The sequence below is a fragment of the Streptomyces sp. NPDC059248 genome, from assembly GCF_042753905.1.
Taxonomy (GTDB): Bacteria; Actinomycetota; Actinomycetes; order Streptomycetales; family Streptomycetaceae; genus Streptomyces.
Map to the genome: position 1 here is coordinate 1 of NZ_JBHYZV010000172.1, position 2,140 is coordinate 2,140.

The 2,140-nt window shown below is 72.3% G+C and carries 3 protein-coding genes; all 3 read right to left on the reverse strand.

What is annotated here, in order from left to right:
- Positions 1 to 41: 41 nt before the first annotated feature.
- The 3 genes from dapD to ACFXG1_RS33085 all read right to left on the reverse strand — a co-directional run bounded on the left by dapD (position 42) and on the right by ACFXG1_RS33085 (position 1,958).
- Positions 42 to 1,034: a 2,3,4,5-tetrahydropyridine-2,6-dicarboxylate N-succinyltransferase gene (gene dapD / locus ACFXG1_RS33075; protein WP_384717769.1), complete on the reverse strand. Its 993-nt coding sequence runs from the start codon at positions 1,032 to 1,034 to the stop codon at positions 42 to 44.
- Positions 1,035 to 1,101: 67 nt separating this feature from the next.
- Positions 1,102 to 1,638, reverse strand: coding sequence for a TetR/AcrR family transcriptional regulator (locus ACFXG1_RS33080; RefSeq protein ID WP_384717772.1), 537 nt, complete (start codon positions 1,636 to 1,638; stop codon positions 1,102 to 1,104).
- Complete coding sequence (locus ACFXG1_RS33085) at positions 1,638 to 1,958, reverse strand: DMT family transporter (RefSeq protein WP_384717775.1); 321 nt, start codon at positions 1,956 to 1,958, stop codon at positions 1,638 to 1,640. The genes ACFXG1_RS33080 and ACFXG1_RS33085 overlap by 1 nt, the downstream gene beginning before the upstream one ends.
- Positions 1,959 to 2,140 lie beyond the last annotated feature (182 nt).

The following is a 2,140-nucleotide window of genomic DNA, read 5'->3' on the forward strand; positions in this document are numbered from 1 at the left end:
TCCCGGAGAGGACGGGCCGCCGGGGCCGCTGCCCGGAGGGATCAGTTGTGGGCGTGCAGGACCTCGTTCAGCCCGCCCCACACCGCGTTGTTCGGCCGGGCCTCCACCGCGCCCGTCACGGAGTTGCGGCGGAAGAGGATGTTGTTCGCGCCCGACAGGTCGCGCGCCTTGACGATCTCGCCGTCGGGCAGGGTGATCCGGGTCCCGGCGGTGACGTAGAGCCCGGCCTCGACGACGCACTCGTCGCCCAGCGCGATCCCGACGCCCGCCTCGGCGCCGATCAGGCAGCGCTCACCGATGGCGATGACCACATTGCCGCCGCCGGAGAGGGTGCCCATCGTGGAGGCGCCGCCGCCGATGTCGGAGCCGTCGCCGACGACGACCCCGGCGGAGATCCGGCCCTCCACCATCGAGGTGCCGAGGGTGCCCGCGTTGAAGTTGACGAAGCCCTCGTGCATCACGGTGGTGCCCTCGGCCAGGTGCGCGCCGAGGCGGACCCGGTCGGCGTCGGCGATCCGGACGCCCTTGGGGACCACGTAGTCCGTCATCCGCGGGAACTTGTCGACCCCAGTGACCTGGAGGTGCAGACCCTGGGCGCGGGCGTTGAGCCGCACCTTCTCGATGTCGTCGACGGCGACGGGGCCCAGCGACGTCCACGCCACATTCGCCAGCAGCCCGAAGAGCCCGTCGAGGCTCTGCCCGTGCGGCCGGATCAGCCGGTGGGAGAGCAGGTGGAGACGGAGGTAGGCGTCATGGGCGTCGAGCGGCTTCTCGTCGAGCGACGAGACGACCGTCCGGACGGCGACGACCTCGACGTTCCGGCGGGCGTCCAGGCCCACCGCCTCGGCGGCCCCGGCACCCAGCAGCTGGACGGTGCGGTCCGCGTCCAGGCGTTCGGTGCCGGAGGGGCCGGGCTCGGCGGCGAGTTCGGGGGCGGGGAACCAGGTGTCGAGAACGGTTCCGTCGGCGGCGATCGTGGCGAGCCCGGCAGCGACGGCACCGGTGGTGGTACGGGGGACGGTGGTATCGGTCATGGGGAAAACCTAACCGTCGCCGACGCCCCCGGGCGAACCCGTCTCACCGCCGGTACGGCGCCGGGGCTCAGCCGATGACCCGGCGCAGCATCTCGCGGACGTAGCTCTCGTCGTACGCCCGGCCGGTGCTCAGCACCTGCACGCTCACCCCGTCCACCAGCGCCGCGATCGCCCGCGCGGTGTCCCGGTCCACCCGGTGGGCGAGTGTCGTGACGACCTCCTCCACCCACTCCCCGGCGACCGGCCGCAGCGCCGGTCTGCGCAGCGCCGCCAGATACAGCTCGTAACACAGCTCGGCGTCGGCGCGTTCCCCGGCGAACCAGCGGCCCAGGACGCGCGCCAGTCCGGCCGGCAGATCGGATCCGGGGTCGGTGACCGCCGGGGAGTTCCGTACGGCCGCCGCGAAGCCCTCGTTGGACCGGCGCAGGGCGGCGATCAGCAGTTCGTCGAGGGACGCGAAGTGGTAGGTGGTGGAGCCCAGCGGCACATCGGCCTCGGCCGCCACACTGCGATGGCTGACACCGGCGATCCCGTCCCGGCCGACGACCCGGATCGCGGCGTCGATGATCCTGAGGCGGCGGTCGGGGTCGTAACGGCGGGCCATCAGTGGGCTCCGCCCACATTGAGGACGACGACCCCGGCGATCACCAGCCCGATCCCGGCTATCTTCGCGACGCTCGCCGACTCGCCCAGGAACATCATGCCGATGGCGGCGATCGCGGCCGTGCCGGCGCCCGCCCAGATGGCGTAGGCGGTTCCCACCGAGAGTGTCTTGAGGGTCTGCGCGAGCAGGGTGAAGGCGATCAGATAGCCGACGACCGTCAGCAGCGACGGCCACAGCTTGGTGAAGCCGTCGCTGTACTTCATCGCGGTGGTGGCGGCGACCTCGACGACGATGGCCCCGGCCAGCAGTCCGTATCCCATGCGTACGACTGTACACAGCGATATGTACGCCCGTACACAACGGCACCGGAAAACGGCCGTGGGGGGCGGGGGGGCCCCGGGGGGCCGGGCGGGGCCGGCGGGGCGGGGGGGCCCCCCGGCCGGGCACCGGGGGGGGGGAGGTGTTGAGGGGTGGGTTTGAAAAAATAAGAGGGCGACCGAAA

What these genes read in the sequence shown, in the direction of transcription:
- ACFXG1_RS33085 (WP_384717775.1), bottom strand. Translation starts at nt 1,958, where the DNA reads ATGGGATACGGACTGCTGGCCGGGGCCATCGTCGTCGAGGTCGCCGCC.
- dapD (WP_384717769.1), bottom strand. Translation starts at nt 1,034, where the DNA reads ATGACCGATACCACCGTCCCCCGTACCACCACCGGTGCCGTCGCTGCC.
- ACFXG1_RS33080 (WP_384717772.1), bottom strand. Translation starts at nt 1,638, where the DNA reads ATGGCCCGCCGTTACGACCCCGACCGCCGCCTCAGGATCATCGACGCC.